The sequence below is a fragment of the Pseudomonas sp. GV105 genome (assembly GCF_003058185.1).
GTDB lineage: Bacteria > Pseudomonadota > Gammaproteobacteria > Pseudomonadales > Pseudomonadaceae > Aquipseudomonas > Aquipseudomonas veronii.
This window is the reverse complement of record NZ_QBUF01000004.1, coordinates 50,108-72,176: the sequence shown is the minus strand read 5'-3', so window position 1 is coordinate 72,176 and position 22,069 is coordinate 50,108. Positions and strand designations below refer to the sequence as shown.

Annotated in this window: 16 protein-coding genes and 1 pseudogene; 10 read left to right on the top strand and 7 right to left on the bottom strand. The window is 63.0% G+C overall.

The window, feature by feature from the left end; genetic code table 11:
- Positions 1-14: 14 nt before the first annotated feature.
- The 4 genes from C8K66_RS08790 to mnmC all read right to left on the bottom strand — a co-directional run bounded on the left by C8K66_RS08790 (position 15) and on the right by mnmC (position 7,152).
- Positions 15-1,199 (bottom strand): osmoprotectant NAGGN system M42 family peptidase, encoded by a 1,185-nt coding sequence (locus C8K66_RS08790; protein ID WP_108524653.1) that lies wholly within the window; start codon positions 1,197-1,199, stop codon positions 15-17.
- Positions 1,200-1,360: 161 nt separating this feature from the next.
- Positions 1,361-3,106, bottom strand: a complete 1,746-nt coding sequence (gene ngg / locus C8K66_RS08785) for an N-acetylglutaminylglutamine synthetase (RefSeq protein ID WP_046483957.1) — start codon at positions 3,104-3,106, stop codon at positions 1,361-1,363.
- 3 nt (positions 3,107-3,109) lie between these two features.
- Positions 3,110-4,882 (bottom strand): N-acetylglutaminylglutamine amidotransferase, encoded by a 1,773-nt coding sequence (locus tag C8K66_RS08780; protein WP_108524651.1) that lies wholly within the window; start codon positions 4,880-4,882, stop codon positions 3,110-3,112.
- 284 nt (positions 4,883-5,166) lie between these two features.
- Positions 5,167-7,152 carry a bifunctional tRNA (5-methylaminomethyl-2-thiouridine)(34)-methyltransferase MnmD/FAD-dependent 5-carboxymethylaminomethyl-2-thiouridine(34) oxidoreductase MnmC gene (gene mnmC, locus C8K66_RS08775; RefSeq protein WP_108524649.1) on the bottom strand — a complete coding sequence of 662 codons (1,986 nt, stop codon included), beginning with the start codon at positions 7,150-7,152 and terminating at the stop codon, positions 5,167-5,169.
- A gap of 141 nt (positions 7,153-7,293) precedes the next feature.
- Here mnmC and pap point away from each other — a divergent pair, with 141 nt between their 5' ends.
- The 3 genes from pap to C8K66_RS08760 all read left to right on the top strand — a co-directional run bounded on the left by pap (position 7,294) and on the right by C8K66_RS08760 (position 11,153).
- Entirely contained in the window at positions 7,294-8,811 is a 1,518-nt protein-coding gene (gene pap, locus C8K66_RS08770) for a polyphosphate:AMP phosphotransferase (RefSeq protein ID WP_046382583.1), read from the top strand.
- A 92-nt stretch (positions 8,812-8,903) separates the two neighbouring features.
- Positions 8,904-10,088, top strand: a complete 1,185-nt coding sequence (locus C8K66_RS08765) for a thiolase family protein (protein ID WP_046483950.1) — start codon at positions 8,904-8,906, stop codon at positions 10,086-10,088.
- Positions 10,089-10,196: 108 nt separating this feature from the next.
- Positions 10,197-11,153: a DMT family transporter gene (locus C8K66_RS08760; RefSeq protein ID WP_046382585.1), complete on the top strand. Its 957-nt coding sequence runs from the start codon at positions 10,197-10,199 to the stop codon at positions 11,151-11,153.
- Between the two features lie 511 nt (positions 11,154-11,664).
- On the opposite strand, the gene C8K66_RS08755 is transcribed toward C8K66_RS08760, so the two are convergent.
- Positions 11,665-13,053 carry a class II fumarate hydratase gene (locus C8K66_RS08755; RefSeq protein ID WP_057003904.1) on the bottom strand — a complete coding sequence of 463 codons (1,389 nt, stop codon included), beginning with the start codon at positions 13,051-13,053 and terminating at the stop codon, positions 11,665-11,667.
- A gap of 193 nt (positions 13,054-13,246) precedes the next feature.
- On the opposite strand from C8K66_RS08755, the gene C8K66_RS08750 reads away from it, so the two are divergent.
- Together C8K66_RS08750 and C8K66_RS08745 are read left to right on the top strand one after the other, a co-directional pair.
- Entirely contained in the window at positions 13,247-13,765 is a 519-nt protein-coding gene (locus C8K66_RS08750) for a DUF2059 domain-containing protein (RefSeq protein ID WP_010567461.1), read from the top strand.
- Between the two features lie 6 nt (positions 13,766-13,771).
- The gene (locus C8K66_RS08745) at positions 13,772-14,065 is read left to right on the top strand and encodes a BolA family transcriptional regulator (protein ID WP_026139887.1); all 294 of its coding nucleotides are present in this window, start codon (positions 13,772-13,774) and stop codon (positions 14,063-14,065) included.
- A 17-nt stretch (positions 14,066-14,082) separates the two neighbouring features.
- On the opposite strand, the pseudogene C8K66_RS31220 reads toward C8K66_RS08745, so the two are convergent.
- A pseudogene (locus tag C8K66_RS31220) lies at positions 14,083-14,205 on the bottom strand (outer membrane lipoprotein carrier protein LolA); the annotation flags it as partial.
- Positions 14,206-14,291: 86 nt separating this feature from the next.
- On the opposite strand from C8K66_RS31220, the gene C8K66_RS08740 reads away from it, so the two are divergent.
- The 5 genes from C8K66_RS08740 (at position 14,292) to C8K66_RS08720 (ending at position 21,065) form a co-directional block, all read left to right on the top strand.
- On the top strand, positions 14,292-15,233 hold the full coding sequence (locus tag C8K66_RS08740) for a rhodanese-related sulfurtransferase (protein ID WP_017845867.1): 942 nt from the start codon (positions 14,292-14,294) through the stop codon (positions 15,231-15,233).
- A 36-nt stretch (positions 15,234-15,269) separates the two neighbouring features.
- Positions 15,270-15,872: a DsbA family protein gene (locus C8K66_RS08735; protein ID WP_169881343.1), complete on the top strand. Its 603-nt coding sequence runs from the start codon at positions 15,270-15,272 to the stop codon at positions 15,870-15,872.
- The gene (locus C8K66_RS08730) at positions 15,865-17,682 is read left to right on the top strand and encodes an ABC transporter ATP-binding protein (RefSeq protein WP_046382588.1); all 1,818 of its coding nucleotides are present in this window, start codon (positions 15,865-15,867) and stop codon (positions 17,680-17,682) included. Before C8K66_RS08735 ends, C8K66_RS08730 begins: the two co-directional genes overlap by 8 nt.
- Before the next feature lie 71 nt (positions 17,683-17,753).
- Complete coding sequence (locus C8K66_RS08725) at positions 17,754-20,216, top strand: EAL domain-containing protein (protein ID WP_046382589.1); 2,463 nt, start codon at positions 17,754-17,756, stop codon at positions 20,214-20,216.
- A 78-nt stretch (positions 20,217-20,294) separates the two neighbouring features.
- Positions 20,295-21,065: a TenA family transcriptional regulator gene (locus C8K66_RS08720; protein ID WP_186352193.1), complete on the top strand. Its 771-nt coding sequence runs from the start codon at positions 20,295-20,297 to the stop codon at positions 21,063-21,065.
- 21 nt (positions 21,066-21,086) lie between these two features.
- Here the strand turns inward: C8K66_RS08720 and C8K66_RS08715 are convergent, their stop codons facing one another.
- Positions 21,087-22,013 carry a GGDEF domain-containing protein gene (locus tag C8K66_RS08715; protein WP_046382591.1) on the bottom strand — a complete coding sequence of 309 codons (927 nt, stop codon included), beginning with the start codon at positions 22,011-22,013 and terminating at the stop codon, positions 21,087-21,089.
- Positions 22,014-22,069: the final 56 nt, after the last annotated feature.

The following is a 22,069-nucleotide window of genomic DNA, read 5'->3' as shown; positions in this document are numbered from 1 at the left end:
CGTTGTTGCCAGTGTCAGGACTTCTGGCCGACCAGGCTGTCCACCGACGGCACGCGGGTATCGCTCTCCATTTGGGTCTCGTGCTCGATCTGATGACTGAACCGATCCAGTGACCCTTGCGCCGGTTGCGCGTCGCTGGCGAACACCGGCGGGCTGAGAATGTAAGCGCTCAACAACCGGCTGAGGGCCGCGAGGCTGTCGATGTGGGTGCGCTCGTAGCCGTGGGTCGCATCGCACCCGAACGCCAGCAGGGCGGTGCGGATGTCGTGGCCGGCGGTGACTGCCGAGTGTGCGTCGCTGAAGTAATAACGAAACAGATCGCGGCGCACCGGCAGGGCGTTATCCGCCGCCAGGCGCAGCAGGTGGCGCGACAGGTGATAGTCATACGGCCCGCCGGAATCCTGCATCGCCACACTGACCGCGTGTTCGCTGGAGTGCTGGCCGGGGGCGACCGGGGCGATGTCGATGCCGACGAACTCACTGACGTCCCAGGGCAGGGCGGCGGCCGCGCCACTGCCGGTTTCCTCGGTGATGGTGAACAGCGGGTGACAGTCGATCAGCAAGGGTTCGCCGCTGTCGATGATCGCCTTGAGGGCGGCGAGCAGCGCGGCGACACCGGCTTTGTCGTCGAGGTGACGCGCGCTGATATGCCCGCTCTCGGTGAACTCGGGCAGCGGGTCGAACGCCACATAGTCACCGATGCCGATCCCCAGGGAATCGCAATCGGCGCGGGTGGCGCAGTACGCGTCCAGGCGCAGTTCGACATGGTCCCAGCTCACCGGCATTTCATCCACGGCGGTGTTGAACGCATGCCCGGAAGCCATCAGCGGCAACACGCTGCCACGGATCACGCCGTTGTCGGTGAACAGGCTGACGCGGCTGCCCTCGGCGAAGCGGCTCGACCAGCAGCCCACCGGAGCGAGGGTCAGGCGGCCGTTGTCCTTGATCGCACGCACGGCGGCGCCGATGGTGTCCAGGTGCGCCGACACTGCGCGGTCGGGGCTGTTTTTCTGGCCCTTGAGGGTGGCGCGGATGGTGCCGCGGCGCGTCATTTCAAAGGGGATGCCCAGTTCTTCGAGGCGTTCGGCGACGTAGCGCACGATGGTGTCGGTAAACCCGGTCGGGCTGGGAATGGCGAGCATTTCCAGCAGCACTTTTTGCAGGTAGTTGAGGTCCGGTTCGGGAATGGTTCGGGTCATGGAAACTCCTGATGGGTTGAGGGCATCGATGGTTTCGATGAGGGGTTAGCGGCGGTGGCGGTGCTGGCTTCAGCGCGGGGAAGTCCGCTCCTACATTTGGAATGCGGTCACCTGTGGGAGCGGGCTTGCCCGCGATAGCGCCGCTCCAGGCAATACATCTTTCAAGCGCTCGGCTGACTGTGCGGAAACAACAAATCCACAAACCGCTCCGCTGTCGGCTGCGGTTCATGATTGGCCAGCCCGGCCCGTTCGTTGGCTTCGATAAACACGTACTCCGGTTGATCGGCGGCCGACACCATCAGGTCGAGGCCGACCATCGGGATGTCGAGGGCACGCGCGGCGCGCACGGCGGCGTCGACCAGCGTCGGATGGAGGATCCCGGTGACGTCTTCCAGGCAGCCGCCGGTGTGCAGGTTGGCGGTGCGGCGCACGGCCAATTGCGCGCCACGGGGCAGGATGCTGGAGTAGTCATGACCGGCCGCGTGCAGGGTGCGTTCGGTTTCGGCGTCCAGCGGGATTTTGCTTTCGCCGTCGGTGGCGGCCTGGCGCCGGCGGCTTTGCGCCTCGATCAGGGCGCGGATGGAATGCTGGCCGTCGCCGACCACTTCGGCCGGGCGGCGGATCGCCGCGGCGACCACCTCGAAGCCGATCACCAGGATGCGCAGGTCCAGGCCTTCGTGGAAGCTTTCGAGCAAGACCCGGCTGTCGAACTGACGCGCTGCTTCAATCGCCTGTTGCACCTCTTCGATGGTCTGCAGGTCCACCGCCACGCCCTGGCCCTGTTCACCATCCAGCGGTTTGACCACGATGCGCTGGTGTTGGTCGAGGAACTCCAGGTTGTCGTCGGCGCTGCCCGCCCGCTGTTGCGCCGGCAGTTTCAACCCGGCGCCCTTGAGCACCTTGTGGGTCAGGCTTTTGTCCTGGCACAGGGTCATGCTGATGGCGCTGGTCAGGTCGCTCAACGATTCACGGCAGCGCACGCGGCGCCCGCCATGGCTGAGGGTGAACAGGCCGGCATCGGCATCGTCTACCTGCACGTCGATGCCGCGGCGATGGGCTTCTTCGACGATGATCCGCGCGTAAGGGTTGAACCCCGCCTGCGGGCCCGGGCCGAGGAACAGCGGCTGGTTGATGCCGTTCTTGCGCTTGATCGCAAAGGTGGCCAGGGCGCGAAAGCCGAGCTTGGCGTAGAGGCTCTTGGCCTGGCGGTTGTCGTGCAGCACCGACAGGTCCAGGTAGCTCAGGCCACGGCTCATGAAGTGTTCCACCAGGTGGCGCACCAGCACTTCGCCGACGCCGGGGCGCGTGCAGTGCGGGTCGACCGCCAGGCACCACAGGCTGCAACCGTGTTCCGGGTCGTGGAAGGCTTTTTGATGGTTGAGGCCCATCACGCTGCCGATCACCGCGCCGCTGTGTTCGTCCTCGGCCAGCCAATACACCGGGCCGCCCGCGTGGCGGGGCGTCAGGCGCTCGGCGTCGACCGGCAGCATGCCGCGCCCCTGGTAGAGCTGGTTGACCGCCTGCCAATCGGCCGCGGTCTGGACGCGGCGAATACGGAAGCCACGAAACACGCGGGTCGACGGACGATAGTCAGAGAACCACAGGCGCAAGGTGTCGGACGGGTCGAGGAACAGTTGCTGCGGATCGATCCCGAGGATCTGCTGGGGCGCCGCCACGTACAGTGCGATGTCGCGCTCGCCGGCCTGCTCGTTGAGCAGTTCCTCGGCCAGGCTGGCCGGGTCGGGAAACGTGTGGCCGATCAACAACCGGCCCCAGCCGCAATGCACCGCGATCGGCTCGGCGGCCAGTGGGCTGCCGTCTTCGGCCAGGCGCGCTTGCAGGCGCTCGTAGGTCGGCGCCTGGCCTTTGAGCAAGCGTTGGCTGTAAGCCGCTGCGAGAGGTTTCATTGATCAGATTCCTTGTTCGCTGAGCCACAGGTTCAGCGCCGCCAGTTGCCACAGCTTGGAGCCGCGCAGCGGGGTGAGTTGACCGTGTGGGTCGGTGAGCAAGCGGTCGAGCATGGCCGGATTGAACAGGCCGCGGTCCTGGCTCGGGTCCAGCAGCAACTCGCGGACCCAGTTCAGGGTATCGCCCTGCAAATGCTTGAGGCCGGGCACCGGGAAGTAACCTTTCTTGCGGTCGATGACTTCACTCGGGATGACTCGACGCGCCGCCTCTTTGAGGACCTGCTTGCCGCCATCGGGCAATTTGAATTTGCCCGGTACGCGGGCCGACAGTTCCACCAGGCGGTAGTCGAGAAACGGTGTGCGCGCTTCCAGGCCCCAGGCCATGGTCATGTTGTCGACGCGCTTGACCGGGTCGTCGACCAGCATCACCGTGCTGTCCAGGCGCAGCGCCTTGTCCACGGCGGCGTCCGCGCCCGGCATTGCGAAATGCTCGCGCACGAAGTCGCCGGCGGCGTCATTGGCGGTCAGCCATTTCGGCGCGACGGTGGCTGCGTAGTCGTCATGGCTGCGATCGAAAAACGCCTCGCGGTACGCCGCATACGGGTCGCTGGCGCCGTCCACCTGCGGGTACCAGTGGTAACCGGCGAACAGTTCATCGGCGCCCTGGCCGCTCTGCACCACTTTGCAGTGCTTGGCCACTTCCCGCGAGAGCAGGTAAAAGGCGATGCAGTCGTGGCTGACCATCGGCTCGCTCATGGCGCGGAACGCGGCCGGCAGTTGCTCGATGATCTCGCCCTCGGCGATGCGCAGTTGGTGGTGCCGGGTGCCGTAGTGCTTGGCGATCAGGTCCGAGTACTGGAACTCGTCGCCGCGTTCGCCGCCGGCGTCTTCAAAGCCGATGGAGAAGGTCGACAGGTCCTGCACGCCGACGTCACGCAGCAGGCCGACGAGCAGGCTCGAGTCGACGCCGCCGGACAGCAACACGCCCACATCCACGGCGGCGCGTTGGCGGATGGCCACGGCTGCGCGGGTGCTGTCGAGTACGCGGTCGGTCCAGTCTTCGAGGGTCAGGTGCTGCTCATCCTCACGCGGGCCGTAAGGCAGGGTCCACCAGGTTTTCTGCTCGGTGTTGCCGTGGGCGTCGATACGCATCCAACTGGCCGGCGGCAGTTTCTCGATGCCGGCCAGCAGCGTGCGCGGCGCGGGCACCACGGCGTGGAAGTTCAGGTAATGGTTGAGCGCCACCGGATCGAGCACCGGGTTGATATCGCCGCCCTTGAGCAGGGCCGGCAATGTCGAGGCAAAGCGCAGGCGCTGGCCGGTGCGCGACAGGTACAAAGGCTTCACGCCGAGACGGTCACGGGCGATGAACAGACGCTGGGCGTCGCGCTCCCAGATCGCAAACGCAAACATGCCGTTGAGCTTGGGCAGCAGGGCTTCGCCCCAGGCGTGATAGCCCTTGAGCAGCACTTCGGTGTCGCCGCCGGAACAGAAGGCGTAGCCCAGGGCTTCGAGCTCCTGGCGCAGTTCCGGGAAGTTATAGATCGCGCCGTTGAAGGCCAGGGACAACCCCAGCTGTGCATCGACCATCGGTTGGGCAGAGCCGTCCGACAGGTCCATGATTTTCAGGCGTCGATGGCCCAGGGCAATCGGCCCCTGGGCATGGAAGCCCCAGGCGTCGGGGCCGCGTGGGGCCAAGTGATGGGTGATGCGCTCAATCGCAGCCAGGTCGGCAGGTTGGGCATCGAAACGTAGTTCTCCAGCTAATCCGCACATAAATTCCTTACCGGTTTTTCCGTTGGGGAGGGGTCAATACTCAATACGCCCAAAAGGCGCGTACCCAGAAACTGACACACGGCTATCAGTGGAGTTTTAGATCAATCTGTTATAAGGCAAACCGCCTTGACTGTTCGGGCGTGAGCCTGCTCAGCGTGTGGCGGCGGATTTGCGGGTGGTAAATAGGCTTGGCAAATATACAAGTTTTGCGCGGTTTGCCGTTGTGGACCGGCTGTTTGAAGAGGGCCAACAGTGTGTCGCTCGGGCGCTTGACCGCGCCGTTGTTATGACCCGCCGGTGCCGCGAATCAACGCGCGCACGGCGAATCGATTGGGATGGCAGGCGTCGGCCACGCTTCTGGGCAGCGGCAGGGGTTCGTCGTCCAGCCAGGCCGCCAGCAGCTCGGCGCACAGCGGTGCGGTCACCAGGCCGCGTGAGCCGTGGCCGCTGTTGATGTACACGCCGTCGAGCCACGGGCACTCGGCCTCGGGGGGCTGACGGGCGTCCTTGCGCAGCGCGGCGTAGGCCTGGTCGAAGAGGGCGCGATCGGCCAGCGGCCCGATAATCGGCAGGTAGTCCGGGCTGGTGCAGCGGAACCCGGCGCGGCCTTCGAGCTGATCGGCGGCCAGTGTGTCGGCGTTCAAGCGGTGGGCCAGGTCGACGGAGATTTCCTGCAGCATCTCCAGGTTGCCGACATGCTCGGCGATTGTCGGCGTCAGGTCGTCACTCTTGAAGTCGAAGCTGGCGCCCAGGGTGTGCTCGCCGAGGCGCGCCGGAGCCACGTAGCCCTCGGCACAGACCACGGTGGCCAGCGCCTGGCTGTCTGGGGTTTGCGCCAGGCGGGTGATTTGCCCGCGAATGCGCTTGAGGGGCAGCTCGGCGCTGAACGGGAACCGCTTGATCTCGGCCGCGCCGGCCAGCACCACCACCGTGGCGCTGGCCAGCAGGGTGTCGCCGGCCAGGGCTTGCCATTGCCCGTCGACCCGTTGCAACTCAAGGGCCTCGTGATGCGTCAGCACGTTGATCAACGGGTGCCGGGCTTGCCATTCGCATAAGGCCGGCGGGTGTACCCAGCCCCCTTCGGGGAAAAACAGCCCGCCGTGTTCCAGCGCCACCCCGGCGCGCGCTTGAGCCTGGGCCTGGTCCAACGGCTGCAGCAGGCCGGGCGCAAACGCCGCGGCCAGCTGTGCCTGGCGCTCGGCTTCCTTGGCGTTGAACGCCAGCTGCAGCACGCCGCAACCGTCCCAGTCGACGCCCCGGTGCAGGTGTTCGAGCAGGCGTCGGGTGTGGCCGAACCCGCTCAAAATCAATTGCGAAAGGGCCGTGCCGTGGGCCGACAGCTTGAGGTACAGCACCCCTTGCGGGTTGCCCGAGGCTTCCTCGGCCAGGCGGGCATGGCGTTCCAGCAGGCTGACGTTCCAGCCGCGCGCGGCGAGGCTGGCCGCCGTGGTGCAGCCGGCCAGGCCGCCGCCGATCACCAGGGCGCTGCGTTCGCCGTGCAGCGGCGCCGGGCGGGCGAACCACGGTTTACCTGCGGCAGGCAACGGCGTCTCGGCCGGCCAGCCGAGGAATTCACCGCGCAGGATTTCCCATTTATGCCCGATGCCCGGCGTGCGCTTCATCTTGAACCCGGCGGCATTGATCAGGCGTCGTACCCAGCCGGTGCTGGTGAAGGTGCTGATGGTCGACCCCGGGGCCGCCAGGCGCGCCAGTTCGGCAAACAGCTCGGCGGTCCACATGTCGGGGTTCTTCGCCGGGGCGAAACCGTCGAGAAACCACGCGTCGATTTGCGCATCCAACTGTGGCAACTGCTCCAGCGCATCGCCGATCAGCAGGGTCAAGGTCACACGGCCGTTATCCAGCACCAGGCGCTGGAAGCCTGGGTGGATGGCGATGTACTGCGCCAGCAATTGCGCGGCGAACGGCTGCAGTTCCGGCCAGAGGAGTAGGGCGCGTTGCAGGTCGGCGTGGCTCAGCGGGTATTTTTCCACGCTGACAAAATGCAGGCGCGCGCCGGCCACCGCGTGTTGTTCGAACAACTGCCAGGCGCAGAGAAAATTCAGCCCGGTGCCGAACCCGGTTTCGCCGATCACCAGGCGCCCGCCCGCCGGCAAGGCGGCAAACCGTGCCTGCAAACGGTTCTGTTCGAGGAACACATAGCGCGTTTCTTCAAGGCCCGACTGGTCGGAAAAGTACACATCGTCGAAGACCCGCGAATGCGGGCGACCTTGGTCATCCCAGTCGAGCTGGGCGTGGGTTACAGGGTTCATGGGCGACTCGGCAAAGGCAAGGTGGCCATTCTAGCCGATCAACCGGCAATGAATTGACCCACGGCAAGCGCACGTGGAATTTCCTCCCGCGTGTTGCTGCTCAATCCGCTAGTCTTGAGCGATCTTGAAACGGAGCTGCTCATGTTCGAATCCGCTGAAATCGGTCATGCCATCGACAAAGACACTTACGACACCGAAGTACCGGCCCTGCGCGAAGCCTTGCTGGAAGTGCAGTTCGAGCTGCAACAGCAGAAACGTTTCCCGGTGATCATCCTGATCAACGGCGTCGAAGGTGCCGGCAAGGGCGAGACGGTCAAACTGCTCAACGAATGGATGGACCCGCGTCTGATCGAAGTGCGTACCTTCGACCAGCAGACCGACGAAGAACTGGCCCACCCGCCTGCCTGGCGTTACTGGCGGCAGTTGCCCGCAAAAGGCCGCATGGGGGTGTTCTTCGGCAACTGGTACAGCCAGATGCTGCAAAGCCGGGTGCAGGGCGAAATCAAGGACGCCCGGCTCGACCAGGGCATCGCCGGCGCCGAACGCCTGGAGAAGATGTTCTGCGACGAAGGCGCGGTGATCTTCAAGTTCTGGTTTCACCTGTCCAAGAAACAGATGAAGGCGCGGCTCAAGGCCCTGGCCGACGACCCGCTGCACAGTTGGCGGATCAGCCCGCTGGACTGGCAGCAGTCCAAGACCTACGACAAGTTCGTTCACTTCGGCGAACGTGTGCTGCGTCGCACCAGCCGCGACTACGCGCCCTGGCATGTGATCGAAGGGGTCGACAGCAATTACCGCAGCCTCACCGTCGGCAAGATTCTGCTCGAGGGCCTGCAAAACGCCCTGAGGCAACCCAAGGGCAAAGTCAGCGGGATGAACCCGGCGCCGTTGCCGGCGGCCGTGGACCAAGTGAGCCTGCTCAACAGTCTCGACATGACCCTGAGCCTGGAAAAAGAAGACTACGAAGAGCAGTTGATCACCGAGCAGGCGCGTCTTTCCGGCCTGATGCGGGATAAGCGCATGCGCAAGCACGCGTTGATCACGGTATTCGAAGGCAACGATGCGGCCGGCAAAGGGGGCGCGATCCGCCGGGTCGCCGCGGCCCTCGACCCTCGCCAGTACCGCATCGTGCCGATCGCCGCGCCCACCGAAGACGAGCGCGCCCAGCCTTACCTGTGGCGTTTCTGGCGGCAGATTCCGGCACGGGGCATGTTCACCGTGTTTGACCGCTCCTGGTACGGCCGCGTGCTGGTGGAGCGCATCGAAGGCTTCTGCACCCCGATGGACTCGATGCGCGCCTATGGCGAGATCAATGATTTCGAAGAGCAACTGCGCGATGCCGGAGTGATCGTGGTCAAGTTCTGGCTGGCCATCGACAAGCAGACCCAACTGGAGCGCTTCCAGGCCCGCGAAGCGATCCCGTTCAAACGCTTCAAGATCACCGACGACGACTGGCGCAACCGCGAGAAGTGGGACGAATACCGTGCCGCCGTGGGCGATATGGTCGACCGCACCAGCACCGAGGTCTCGCCGTGGACCCTGGTCGAAGCCAATGACAAGCGCTGGGCGCGGGTCAAGGTGTTGCGCACTATCAACCTGGCGTTGGAGGAGGCGTTCGCCCAGTCCGACAAGCACGACCAGAAAGGCAAGAAGAAGTAGGCCTATAGGCGGGGTGAATGATCATCGCGGTTGGGCGGGCCTGGATTTATTCTCGAGCGCTCTCCCAACAACGACAAGATCGAGGTAGCCCCATGCGTGAAGTAGTGATCGTCGACAGCGTGCGAACCGGCCTGGCCAAGTCCTTTCGCGGCAAGTTCAACCAGACCCGACCGGATGATATGGCGGCCCATTGCGTCAACGCGCTGCTGACACGCAACGGCATCGATCCGGCCACGGTGGAAGATTGCATCGTCGGCGCGGGCTCCAACGAGGGCGCCCAGGGCTACAACATCGGGCGCAACGTCGCGGTGCTGTCGCAACTGGGCACCGGCACGGCGGGGATGACTCTCAACCGTTTCTGTTCCTCGGGCTTGCAGGCGATTGCCATCGCGGCCAACCAGATCGCCTCGGGCTGCAGCGATATCATTGTCGCCGGCGGCGTCGAGTCCATCAGCCTGACCATGAAAAGCGTCAACACCGACAACCTGATCAACCCGTTGCTCAAAGCGCAGGTGCCGGGCCTCTATTTTCCCATGGGCCAGACCGCCGAAATCGTTGCGCGCCGCTATCACGTCAGCCGCGAGGACCAGGACCGGTATGCCCTGCAAAGCCAGCAGCGCACCGCCCAGGCCCAGGCCGATGGCTTGTTCAACGATGAAATCGTGCCGATGGCGGTCAAGTACGCTGTCGAGGACAAGAACAGCGGCGCCGTGCAGGTGCTCGACGGCGTGGTCGAGCGCGACGACTGCAACCGCCCCGACACCACCCTGGCCAGTCTCCAGGGCTTGAAGCCGGTGTTTGCCGAAGACGGCTCGGTGACCGCGGGCAACTCTTCGCAATTGTCCGACGGCGCCTCGATGACCCTGGTGATGAGCCTGGAAAAAGCCCTGGCCCTGGGGCTCAAGCCCAAGGCGTTTTTCCGTGGCTTTGCCGTGGCTGGCTGCGAGCCCGATGAGATGGGCATCGGCCCGGTGTTCTCGGTGCCCAAGTTGCTCAAGGCCAAGGGCTTGCAGGTGGCCGATATCGACCTGTGGGAGCTCAACGAAGCGTTCGCCTCCCAATGCCTGTATGCGCGCGACCGTCTGGAAATCGACAATGCCAAATACAACGTCAACGGCGGCTCGATCTCCATCGGCCACCCGTTCGGCATGACCGGCTCGCGGCAAGTCGGGCACCTGGTGCGTGAGTTGCAGCGGCGTAATCTGCGTTACGGCATCGTCACTATGTGCGTGGGCGGTGGCATGGGGGCGACCGGGCTGTTCGAAGCTGTGCGCTGAGCCCACTGTGGGGGCAGGCCGGCTCCCGCACTTGCACAGTGCCGTATCCCAATCCGTGTACTTGCCCCTAGAATGCCGGTTCCACTTCCTCTGGCTTCTGGGGCACTCATGCACATCTCTTCCGGCCGCTGGGTCTATGGCTTTTGCTTGACCCTGCTGGCCGCGCTGCTCTGGGGCATTCTCCCGGTCAAACTCAAACAAGTGTTGCAGGTGATGGACCCGATCACCGTCACCTGGTTTCGCCTGACGGTCGCCGGCAGTTGCCTGTTCGTCTACCTCGCCGCCGTCAAGCGCTTGCCCAGCCTGCGCGTGCTCGGGCCGCGTCGCGGTTGGCTGGTGGCGATGGCCGTGTGCGGGCTGGTGGGCAACTACGTGCTGTACCTGGTGGGTCTGAACATGCTCAGCCCCGGTACGGCGCAACTGGTGGTGCAGATGGGGCCGATCTTCCTGATGGTCGCCAGCGTGTTTGTGTTTAAAGAGCGCTTCAGCCTGGGCCAGGTGTTGGGCCTGGTGGTGCTGGTCATCGGCTTTGGCCTGTTCTTCAACCAGCGTCTGGTGGAGTTGCTGACGTCCCTGGGCAGCTACACCGCCGGGGTACTGACGGTTCTGCTCGCCACTACTATCTGGGTGTTCTACGCCTTGGGCCAGAAGCAATTGCTGACGGTGTGGAATTCGCTGCAGGTGATGATGGTGATCTACCTGTCGTGCGCGGTGTTGCTCACGCCTTGGGCGCATCCGCTGGAGGCCCTGCAACTGAGCCCGCTGCAAGGCTGGCTGCTGCTGGCGTGCTGCATGAACACGCTGGTGGCCTACGGCGCATTTGCCGAGGCCCTGGCCCATTGGGAAGCCTCGCGGGTGAGTGCGACCCTGGCGCTGACGCCCTTGGTGACGTTTGTGGCGGTGGCCCTGGCGGCGTGGTGGTGGCCGGATTTTGTGCAGGCTGAAGAGATCAATGCGCTGGGGTATGTGGGGGCGTTGGTGGTGGTGTTGGGGTCGGCGACCGTGGCGTTGGCGCCGTCGTTGTTTGCGGGGCTCAAGGCGCGGCGGGCGCGGTTGGTGTCTTGATTGGCCCAGGTGTTTTTATCGGGTGTACGCGGGCCTAAGTGTGGGAGGGGGGTTGCTTGCGATGGCGCCCTGACAGCCGATACATATCTAACAGGTTCACCTCGTTCTAAATGTGGGAGGGGGCTTGCCCCCGATGGCGGCCTCTGGGCCGACCATGTTCTTTCGGTTGACCGGGTACATATCCGTTCCTGCGGTAATGGCCGCTATGGGTTCCGCCCTTACGGCGGCTCACTTTTGAAAAGCGCAAAAGTAAGCAAAACGCTCTTGCCCCACCACTCGGCACCTCGCCTAGGCTCGGTGTGCCCGAACGCAGGTTTGAATCCGTGGGCCGCCGTCATGGGCCATCCATGGCCCAGGACGGCTAACCCGGCGTCCTGCCGGGTTACCCACGGATTCAAACCTGCGTTCGGCCAGCGTGGTTTTACGGGGCGCCTAAGATCAAGATCAAAAGCAGATCAAGAGCAAGAGCAAGAGCAAGAGCAAGAGCAAAGCAAAAGCACGCGCTACGCGCTTATTGTCCGGCCTCCAGCATGTTTTCCGGGCGTACCCATTGGTCGAACTGTTCGTCGGTGAGGTAGCCCAGGGCCAGTGCGGCTTCCCTCAGGGTCAGGCCTTCGGCGTAAGCCTTTTTGGCGATCTGCGCCGATTTGTCGTAGCCGATGTGTGGGTTGAGCGCGGTCACCAGCATCAGCCCGCGTTCCAGGTGCGCGGCCATTTGGTCGGCGTCGGGCTCAAGGCCGGTGATGCAGTGTTCCTGGAAGTTGTTGCAGCCGTCGGCCAGCAAGCGGATCGATTCCAGCAGGTTGTGGATGATCACCGGTTTGTACACGTTCAACTGCAAATGCCCCTGGCTGGCGGCAATGCCGATGGTCACGTCGTTGCCCAGGACCTGGCAGGCGAGCATCGACAGCGCTTCGCACTGGGTCGGGTTGACCTTGCCGGGCATGATCGAGCTGCCCGGTTCGTTGGCCGGCAGTTTGACTTCCGCCAGCCCGGCGCGCGGGCCGGAGCCGAGCAGGCGCAGGTCGTTGGCGATTTTCATCAGGGCCACGGCCAGGGTTTTCAGGGCGCCGTGCAGCGTCACCAGCGGTTCGTGGCCGGAGAGGGCGGCGAATTTGTTGGGTGCGGTCACGAACGGCAAACCCGACAAGGCTGCCAGCTCGGCGGCAATCGCCTCGCCAAAGCCGTGGGGCGAATTGAGCCCGGTGCCGACCGCGGTGCCGCCCTGGGCCAGCTCGCACACCTGGGGCAGGGCGCTGCGGATCGCGCGTTCGGCGTAATCGAGCTGGGCGATGAACGCCGAGAGTTCCTGGCCAAAGGTGATCGGTGTGGCATCCATCATGTGGGTGCGACCGGTCTTCACCAGCTTCATATGCCGCGCCGACAATTCCGCCAGCCCGCCGGACAGGTGTGTGATCGCCGGCAGCAGTCGCTGGTTGACCGCCTGCACCGCCGCGATGTTCATCGCGGTGGGGAAGCAGTCGTTGGAACTCTGGGAGCGGTTCACATGGTCGTTCGGATGCACCGGGCTCTTGCCGCCGCGCGTCTTGCCCGACAGCTCGTTGGCACGCCCGGCGATCACTTCGTTGGCGTTCATGTTGCTCTGGGTGCCGCTGCCGGTCTGCCACACCACCAGCGGGAACTGGTCGTCATGCTGGCCGTCGAGCACTTCGTCGGCGGCCTGTTCGATCAGGCGTGCGATGTCGGCGGGCAGGTCGCCGTTGCGGCTGTTGACCCGGGCGGCGGCTTTCTTGATCAGGGCCAGGGCGTGCAAGACCGCCAGGGGCATGCGCTGCTCACCGATGGCGAAGTTCACCAGCGAGCGTTGGGTCTGCGCGCCCCAGTAAGCGTCATCCGGGACTTGGACTTCTCCCAGGCTGTCGGTTTCGATACGGCTCATCGGGCACACTCCTTCAGGTTCGTTTGCGCAGTTTAGGCCGTGATCGGCCCTGGGGGTTCCATAAAAGCCTTTTCATCGGATTCATCCACCGCAAATCCATGCCTGACAAGGGGTGGGGTTGAGCCATGGCGTTTTTTAGGCGCAGAATGGGCGCCCTTGGGGTCTTACCTCGCCTGCTAGAAAAGGAAACTCGATGACTCGTCTTCGTGCCATCTGTACCGCGGTTGCTCTGGTTTGCGCCAGCGGCCAGGTTTTTGCCGATACCGCCAGCCACAACGCCAGTGCCGAAGCCTTCCTTACCCTGGCCCACGCTGACAAGCTGGGGACCCCGGTGTACATGCAAGTGCAGCAAATGTTCGCCCAGCGTTTCGAACAGACCAAAGCGCCTGCCGCCAAGCAGTCCGTACTGGACAGCTACCAGGCCAAGGCCAACGCCGCCCTGGACCAGGCCATCGGCTGGCCAAAACTGAAACCGGACATGGTCAAGCTCTACACCAGCAACTTCAGCGAATCCGAACTCAAGGATCTGGTTGCCTTCTACCAGTCGCCGCTGGGCAAGAAAGTCCTGGAAAAAATGCCGCAACTGACCCAGCAATCGGCCCAGATGACCCAGGCCAAGCTGGAAAGCGCCGTGCCGGTGGTGAACAAGCTGTTGGAAGACATGACCAACGAGCTGACACCTAAAGCCGCCGCACCGGCCAAGAAGAAGTAAGCAGGAATGACCATGCAACAGCGTATCGAAACGGCGCTTGCCGCCCTGGGCCCGGACCACCTGAGCGTGCTGGACGAAAGCCATATGCACAGCCGTGGGTTGCAGACCCACTTCAAGGCCGTGCTGGTCAGCCAGCAGTTCGAAGGGCTTAACCGCGTCAAGCGCCACCAGAAGGTCTACGCCACCCTGGGTGACCTGATGAGCGAGTTTCATGCGCTGGCGCTGCATACCTATACGCCTGAGGAATGGGCGAAAACCGACGCAGCCCCGGCCTCGCCGACCTGCGCTGGCGGCCATTGACGGGTTGATGTTGAATCTACTGTAGGAGCGAGCTTGCTCGCGAAAAAACTCAGAGCGCCGCTGGGCGTCAGGTTATCCGTGTCATCGTTCACGACCTTCGCGAGCAAGCTCGCTCCTACAGTTAACGGTTCATCCCTGATAGAATCCGCAACGCGCCGCTTAGCCGGCGCGTTTTTTTTGCATCCGGTTCACCCCTTACGAGGGTAGCCACCTGGAGAGAACACCCATGACTCAACCGATTGTCGTGGCGGCACTGTATAAGTTCGTCACCCTCGAAGATTACGTCGCCCTGCGCGAGCCCCTGCTGCAGGCGATGGTCGACAACGGCATCAAAGGCACCTTGCTGATCGCCGAAGAAGGCATCAACGGCACCGTTTCCGGCAGCCGCGAAGGCATTGATGGCTTGATGGCCTGGCTGAAGAACGACCCGCGCATGGTCGATATCGACCACAAAGAGTCGTACTGCGACGAGCAGCCGTTCTATCGCACCAAGGTCAAGCTCAAGAAAGAGATCGTGACCCTGGGCGTCGAAGGCGTCGACCCGAACAAAAAAGTCGGTACCTATGTCGAGCCGCAGGACTGGAACGCGCTGATCAGCGACCCGCAAGTGCTGTTGATCGATACGCGTAACGACTATGAAGTGTCCATCGGCACCTTTGAAGGCGCGATCGACCCGAAAACCACCAGTTTTCGCGAATTTCCCGACTACATCAAAGCCAACTTCGACCCGGCCAAGCACAAGAAAGTCGCCATGTTCTGCACCGGCGGCATTCGTTGCGAGAAGGCCTCCAGCTATATGCTCAGCGAAGGCTTCGATGAGGTTTACCACCTCAAGGGCGGCATCCTGAAGTACCTCGAAGAGGTGCCGCAGGCCGAGACCAAATGGCAGGGCGACTGCTTTGTGTTCGACAACCGCGTCACTGTGCGCCACGACTTGAGCGAAGGCGACTACGATCAATGTCATGCCTGTCGCACACCGGTTAGTGTGGAAGACCGCGCATCCGAGCACTACGTGGCGGGCATCAGTTGCCCGCATTGCTGGGATAAGCTGCCGGAGAAAACCCGTCGCAGCGCGATCGACCGGCAAAAGCAGATTGAATTGGCCAAGGCTCGCAATATGCCGCACCCGATTGGCTACAACTACAAGCAAACCCCTTCCGAGGCCTGAACCATGTCCGCGCGCCTGCTCTACATAATGGACCCGATGTGTTCCTGGTGCTGGGGCTTTGCTCCGGTAGCCGAGGCGTTGGTCGAGCAGGCCCAGGCGGCCGGCGTGGAGTTGCACCTGGTGGTGGGCGGCTTGCGCACCGGCAGCGGCGCGGCGCTGGACCCGTCGACCCGGCGCTATATCCTGGAACACTGGCAGGCGGTCACCGACGCCACCGGGCAGACGTTCAAGCATGAAGGCGCGCTGCCCGACGGTTTTGTCTACGACACTGAGCCGGCGTGCCGCGCCATCGTCACCGCGCGCAGCCTGGCGCCGGATTGCGCGTGGAAGCTGCTGGGGCTGATCCAGCATGCGTTTTATGTCGAGGGGCGCGACGTGACCCTCGCCAGTATTCTGGTGGAGCTGGCGGAAAAAGCCGGCATACCGCGTATCGAGTTCGCCGGGGCGTTTGACCGCGCTGAGCAGCACGCCGCCACCGCCGCCGATTTCACCTGGGTGCAGGATTTGGGGATCGCCGGTTTTCCGACGTTGCTGGCCGAGCGCAATGGCCAGTTGGCCTTGCTGACCAATGGCTACCAGCCGCTGTCCGAGCTGTCGCCGCTGCTCGGCCGCTGGCTGGAGCGAGCCGCCTGTGCCTGATCAGCCTGACACAGAGCCCTCCCACCGCGTCGATCGACTGACCTGGGCGGAAATCCGCCGCCTGGCCTTGCGTCACAAGAAATCCCTGTGGATCGCCAATGGTGTCGCCGTACTGGCGACCCTCTGCAGCGTGCCCATCCCCCTGTTGTTGCCCTTGCTGGTCGACGAAGTGCTGCTGGGCCATGGCGATGCCGCGCTCAAGGTAATGAACCACGCGCTGCCCCTGGGCTGGCAGAAAGCCGCCGGTTATATCGGCCTGATGCTGCTGGTGACGCTGGCCCTGCGCTGTGGTGCGCTGGTGTTCAACGTGGTGCAGGCGCGCTTGTTTGCGCGGCTGGCCAAGGACATCGTCTACCGCATCCGCGTGCGCCTGATCGAGCGGCTCAAGCGTATTTCCCTCGGCGAGTACGAAAGCCTCGGCAGCGGCACCGTCACCACGCACCTGGTCACCGACCTGGACACGCTGGACAAATTCGTCGGCGAAACCCTCAGCCGTTTCCTGGTGGCCATGCTGACCCTGGTCGGCACCTCGGCGATTCTGGTGTGGATGCACTGGCAACTGGCGTTGCTGATCCTGCTGTTCAACCCACTGGTGATCTATGCCACGGTGCAGTTGGGCAAGCGCGTCAAACACCTGAAAAAACTGGAAAACGACAGCACTTCGCGCTTCACCCAGGCGTTGACCGAAACCCTCGACGCCATCCAGGAAGTGCGTGCCGGCAATCGCCAGGGCTTTTTCCTCGGGCGCCTCGGCCAGCGCGCCCAGGAAGTGCGTGACTATGCTATCCACTCCCAATGGAAAACCGACGCCTCCAGCCGCGCCAGCGGTTTGCTGTTCCAGTTCGGCATCGATATTTTTCGCGCGGCGGCCATGCTCACCGTGCTGTTTTCCGACCTGTCCATCGGCCAGATGCTCGCCGTGTTCAGCTACCTGTGGTTCATGATCGGCCCGGTGGAGCAGTTGTTGAACCTGCAATATGCCTACTACGCGGCGGGCGGGGCGCTGACGCGGATCAACGAGCTGCTCGCCCGTGCCGATGAGCCGCAATATGTCGGCGGCGCAGACCCGTTCACTGGGCGCGAAACGGTCGGCATCGACGTGCGTGGCCTGACGTTCGGCTATGGCGAAGAGCGGGTGCTCGACCAGTTGAACCTCAGCATCGAACCTGGTGAGAAGGTCGCGATTGTCGGCGCCAGCGGCGGCGGTAAAAGTACCCTGGTGCAACTGCTGCTGGGGCTGTACACACCGCAGGCCGGCAGTATTCGTTTCGGTGGTGCAACCCAGCAGGAAATCGGCCTGGAGACTATCCGCGAGCACGTCGCGGTGGTGCTGCAACACCCCGCGCTGTTCAACGATACCGTGCGTGCCAACCTGACCATGGGCCGCAACCGCAGTGACCAGGCGTGTTGGCAGGCCCTGGAAATCGCCCAGTTGGAGGCGACCGTCAAGGCGTTGCCCCTGGGCCTGGACAGTGTGGTGGGACGCTCTGGCGTGCGCTTTTCCGGCGGCCAGCGCCAACGCCTGGCGATTGCGCGCATGGTCTTGGCCGAGCCGAAGGTAGTGATCCTGGATGAGGCAACCTCGGCCCTGGACGCCGCCACCGAGTACAACCTGCACCAGGCGTTGGCGCGGTTTCTCAGTGGGCGGACTACACTGATTATTGCCCATCGGCTTTCGGCGGTGAAACAAGCTGATCGGGTGCTGGTGTTCGACGGTGGGCATATCGCCGAGGACGGCGACCATCAGCAACTGATCGCGGAGGGTGGCTTGTACGCCAAACTTTACGGGCACTTGCAACAAGTGCGTTGATTTAGCCTACGCTGTGCTATTAGGAGCGGATGTTCGCGTGCGTATTCAGCTGTGCATGTGCAAGGGACTTCATGAAGCAGAAGCGGACTCTCGGAACGCCAAGGTTGTTGGGCATTGTCTGGCCCTTTATTGCCGTCGTATTGTTCCAGGCATTATTAGGCTGTGTCAGTCTGTATGTGCTTTCAGCGGTGCGCGTCTATGTGGGCGGCGAAAGCCTGTGGTCCAAGGGCCAGAAAGACGCCATCTACTATCTGACGCTGTACGCCGATAATCGCGACGAAGCCACCTACCTCAAATACCAGCAAGCCATTGCCGTGCCCCAGGGCGGGCATGAACTGCGTGTCGCCCTGGACCGTCCTGCCCCCGACCTCAAGGCGGCGCGCGAGGGGATCATCAAGGGTGGCAACCACCCGGACGACGTCTCCAGCGTGATCTGGCTGTACCTCAACTTTCGCCATTTCAGCTACCTGGAAAAAGCCATCGAACTGTGGACCGTGGGCGATGGCTACCTGGTCCAGCTGGATGATCTGGCCCGGTCGATGCACCGGGCGATCACCGCGGGTCAGGTCCATGACGACGATGTGCGGCAATGGAAGGCGCATATCTTTGCCATCAACGACGGCGTGACGCCGGCGGCCAAGGCGTTCAGCGATGCCTTGGGTGAAGGCTCGCGCGTCGTCCTGCGGCTGTTGCTGATCACCAACCTGGCCACGGCCTTGTGCCTGATCGCCCTGGCGCTGCTGCGTACCCACAAGTTGTTGGCGCAGCGGCACGCGTTCGCCGATGCCCTGCAAGTGGAGAAGGAGCGGGCACAGATCACCCTGGAGTCGATCGGCGATGGGGTGATCACCACCGATGTCGATGGCGCCATTGCCTACATGAACCCGGCCGCCGAGGCCCTGACGCGCTGGACGTCGGCCCATGCCCAGGGCCTGCCCCTGGCGGCACTGTTCAACCTGCTGGATGAAAATGCTCAGCCCGATGGTTTTGCGCTGATCGAGCACATCACCAAGGGCCGCTTGAGCGGCGGCAGCGAACACTCCAAAACCATCCAGCGCCTGGACGGCAGCACCGTTTCGGTGACCCTGGTGGGCGCGCCGATCCGCAGCGCCGGCAAAGTCAGCGGCGCGGTGCTGGTGCTGCACGACATGACCCAGGAACGTCAGTACATCGCCAACCTGTCGTGGCAAGCGACCCATGACGCGTTGACCGGGCTGGCCAACCGTCGCGAGTTCGAGTTCCGCCTGGAACAGGTGCTGCAACAGGTCGCGCGTGAGCACAGCGGGCGGCATGCCTTGATGTTCCTAGACCTGGACCAGTTCAAGCTGGTCAACGACACCTGCGGCCATGCGGCAGGCGACGAGCTGTTGCGGCATATCTGCGCACTGCTGCAATCGGATCTGCGTGAAGGTGACACCCTGGCGCGACTGGGGGGCGACGAGTTCGGCATCCTGTTGGAGAACTGCCCGGCGTCGGTGGCGGAAAAAATCGCCGAAAGCCTGCGCCACACGGTGCAGAACCTGCATTTCGTGTGGAAGGGCCGGCCGTTCATGACCACAGTCAGCATTGGCCTGGTGCATATCTCCCAGGTGCCGACCACCCTGGAAACGTCGCTGCGCGCCGCCGACATGGCCTGCTATATGGCCAAGGAAAAGGGCCGCAACCGCGTGCAGGTCTACCACGCGGACGACTCCGAGCTGTCCTTGCGCTTTGGCGAGATGGCCTGGGTGCAGCGCCTGCACATGGCCCTGGAAGAAAACCGTTTTTGCCTGTACTCCCAGGAAATCGCGCCCCTGGGGCACACCGACGCCGACAATGGACACATTGAAATCCTCCTGCGCCTGCATGACGAGGCCGGCCGCATCATTCTGCCCGACAGTTTCATTCCGGCCGCCGAACGTTACGGGTTGATGAGTTCCCTGGATCGCTGGGTGGTGGACAACGTGTTCAACCTGATTGCCCGTTGCATGCATGAGCGTCCGGGCCGGCCCATGGCAATGTGTGCGATTAATCTGTCAGGCATAACGATTGGTGATGACGCTTTTCTCGGTTTTTTACGCGAGAAGTTCGCGGCTTACAGTGTTCCGCCAGAAATGATTTGTTTTGAAATAACTGAGACCTGCGCTATTGCCAATTTGGGCAGTGCGATTCGCTTTATTAATGAACTCAAAGCCTTAGGTTGCCATTTCTCACTGGATGACTTCTGCGCCGGAATGTCCTCATTCGCTTATCTGAAACATTTACCTGTAGACTTCCTGAAGATCGATGGAAGTTTCGTAAAGGATATGCTGGACGACCCGATTAACCGCGCCATGGTCGAAGTGATCAACCACATCGGCCACGTCATGGGTAAGCGCACAATTGCTGAGTTTGTTGAAACGCCGCACATCGAACAGGCATTGCTTGAGATTGGTGTGGATTACGCTCAGGGCTATGTGATTGAACGCCCGCAATTGTTTACCTTTGATAGTTTGCAGTGTCGACCTGTGCGGCCGCAGCCTCTGTTATTCAAGGCGCCCGGCACATTCCGCTGAAACATTTGCTGGTCTGTACAATCACACTTAAAAAGGAGCCTTACAGTGATCGACACCTTCAACCGAACCGGCCCGCTTATGGAAGCCTCGAGTTACCCCACCTGGGCTCAGCAATTGATCCAGGACTGTAGCGAGAGCAAGCGCCGAGTTGTCGAACACGAACTGTATCAGCGCATGCGTGATAACACGCTGAGCGCCAAGACCATGCGCCAATACCTGATCGGTGGCTGGCCGGTGGTCGAACAGTTTGCCTTGTATATGGCACAGAACCTCACCAAGACCAAGTTTGCCCGTCATCCTGGCGAGGATATGGCGCGGCGTTGGCTGATGCGCAATATTCGGGTGGAATTGAACCACGCCGATTACTGGCTGCATTGGGCCCGCGCCCACGGCGTCAGCCTCGAAGACCTGCAAGCACAGAACGTACCCCCGGAATTGCATGCACTGAGCCATTGGTGCTGGCACACCAGTTCGGCCGATTCGTTGATCGTTGCGATCGCCGCCACCAACTACGCCATCGAGGGCGCGACGGGGGAGTGGTCCGCGTTGGTGTGCTCCACCGGCGTTTATGCGGCAGCCTTCCCCGAGGAAGACCGCAAGCGCGCGATGAAGTGGCTGAAGATGCATGCCCAGTACGACGATGCCCACCCTTGGGAAGCGCTGGAAATCGTCTGCACCCTGGCCGGTACGAACCCCAGCCGACAACTGCAGGCAGAGCTGCGCCAGGCCGTGTGCAAGAGCTACAACTACATGTACCTGTTCCTGGAAAACTGCATGCGCCTGGAGAAAGACAAACCGGCGGCCGCGCCTGTTCGCGAGCGCCTGGTGCGCGTCGCCAGCGAAGCGTGATGTGAAACGCGTGGCGGGGGTTTACCCCGCCATTGCCAAGCGGTTGCGACCTTCGCGCTTGGCCACATACAAGGCGCTGTCGGCCCGACGCAACAGGCTTTCGGCAGACTCGGCAGGCAACAACGTCGAGCAGCCCAGGCTCACCGTCAGATCGATGCGTATGTCATCCGCCCAATATTCCTGGGCCTGTGTCGCCTGGCGCAGGCGCTCGCCGACGACCGCCGCCGCATCCCGGCCGGTGTTGGAGAGCAGGATCAGGAACTCTTCCCCGCCAAAGCGGAACACCATGTCCACATTGCGCAACTGGCCCTTGATCGACGCAGCCACGGCGCGCAGTACCTTGTCGCCGGCCGCGTGGCCGTGAGTGTCGTTGATGCGTTTGAAGTGATCGATGTCGAGCATCAGCAGGGACAACGGGGTCGAGTGTCGCCGCGCCATGTCGATTTCCCGCTGCAGGGTCTGGTCCATGGCGATGCGGTTGCCGGTTTCGGTCAACGGGTCACGCAGGGCGCTGCGGGTCGCGGCGCGATAGAGCAGGGCGTTACGCATCGGGTAGAGCAGGGTGGCCAGCAGTGATTCGAGTTGACTCAGTTCTTCTTCCATCAAACGTTGGTTGCGACGGAATACCAGCTCGCCCAGATGTTCGCCTTCATGGCTCAAGGCGTAGCTCACCGAATGATGGCCGCGATGGCCGAATTCCAGGCGCAGGTCACTGGCCTGATGGCTGTAGTGCAGAGCGTCCAGGGGCACCAGGCGCTGGATCTCGCGAAAGAACAGACCGAGGATGCATTGCGGTTCCAGGCTGGTCTGCAGTTGCAGGCCCAGTTGTTGGCGCAGTTGAGCGACCGTGGTGGGGCGGTGCGAGAGAGGGGATGACTGACTAAAGCCCAGGCGTTGCAATTTGGCACTGTCGAAGTCAATTGCGTGGAGCTGGGGCGGGTTTTTCATAAGCAGTCGGCCTCTAAGCACTTAGCTGTCTTACAGGCTCGATGAGAGTGGCGAGT

Excerpts from the sequence above, each read along its gene's own strand:
- C8K66_RS08790 (WP_108524653.1), bottom strand. The coding sequence starts at position 1,199 with ATGACCCGAACCATTCCCGAACCGGACCTCAACTACCTGCAAAAAGTG.
- ngg (WP_046483957.1), bottom strand. The coding sequence starts at position 3,106 with ATGAAACCTCTCGCAGCGGCTTACAGCCAACGCTTGCTCAAAGGCCAG.
- C8K66_RS08780 (WP_108524651.1), bottom strand. The coding sequence starts at position 4,882 with ATGTGCGGATTAGCTGGAGAACTACGTTTCGATGCCCAACCTGCCGAC.
- mnmC (WP_108524649.1), bottom strand. The coding sequence starts at position 7,152 with ATGAACCCTGTAACCCACGCCCAGCTCGACTGGGATGACCAAGGTCGC.
- pap (WP_046382583.1), top strand. The coding sequence starts at position 7,294 with ATGTTCGAATCCGCTGAAATCGGTCATGCCATCGACAAAGACACTTAC.
- C8K66_RS08765 (WP_046483950.1), top strand. The coding sequence starts at position 8,904 with ATGCGTGAAGTAGTGATCGTCGACAGCGTGCGAACCGGCCTGGCCAAG.
- C8K66_RS08760 (WP_046382585.1), top strand. The coding sequence starts at position 10,197 with ATGCACATCTCTTCCGGCCGCTGGGTCTATGGCTTTTGCTTGACCCTG.
- C8K66_RS08755 (WP_057003904.1), bottom strand. The coding sequence starts at position 13,053 with ATGAGCCGTATCGAAACCGACAGCCTGGGAGAAGTCCAAGTCCCGGAT.
- C8K66_RS08750 (WP_010567461.1), top strand. The coding sequence starts at position 13,247 with ATGACTCGTCTTCGTGCCATCTGTACCGCGGTTGCTCTGGTTTGCGCC.
- C8K66_RS08745 (WP_026139887.1), top strand. The coding sequence starts at position 13,772 with ATGACCATGCAACAGCGTATCGAAACGGCGCTTGCCGCCCTGGGCCCG.
- C8K66_RS08740 (WP_017845867.1), top strand. The coding sequence starts at position 14,292 with ATGACTCAACCGATTGTCGTGGCGGCACTGTATAAGTTCGTCACCCTC.
- C8K66_RS08735 (WP_169881343.1), top strand. The coding sequence starts at position 15,270 with ATGTGTTCCTGGTGCTGGGGCTTTGCTCCGGTAGCCGAGGCGTTGGTC.
- C8K66_RS08725 (WP_046382589.1), top strand. The coding sequence starts at position 17,754 with ATGAAGCAGAAGCGGACTCTCGGAACGCCAAGGTTGTTGGGCATTGTC.
- C8K66_RS08720 (WP_186352193.1), top strand. The coding sequence starts at position 20,295 with ATGGAAGCCTCGAGTTACCCCACCTGGGCTCAGCAATTGATCCAGGAC.
- C8K66_RS08715 (WP_046382591.1), bottom strand. The coding sequence starts at position 22,013 with ATGAAAAACCCGCCCCAGCTCCACGCAATTGACTTCGACAGTGCCAAA.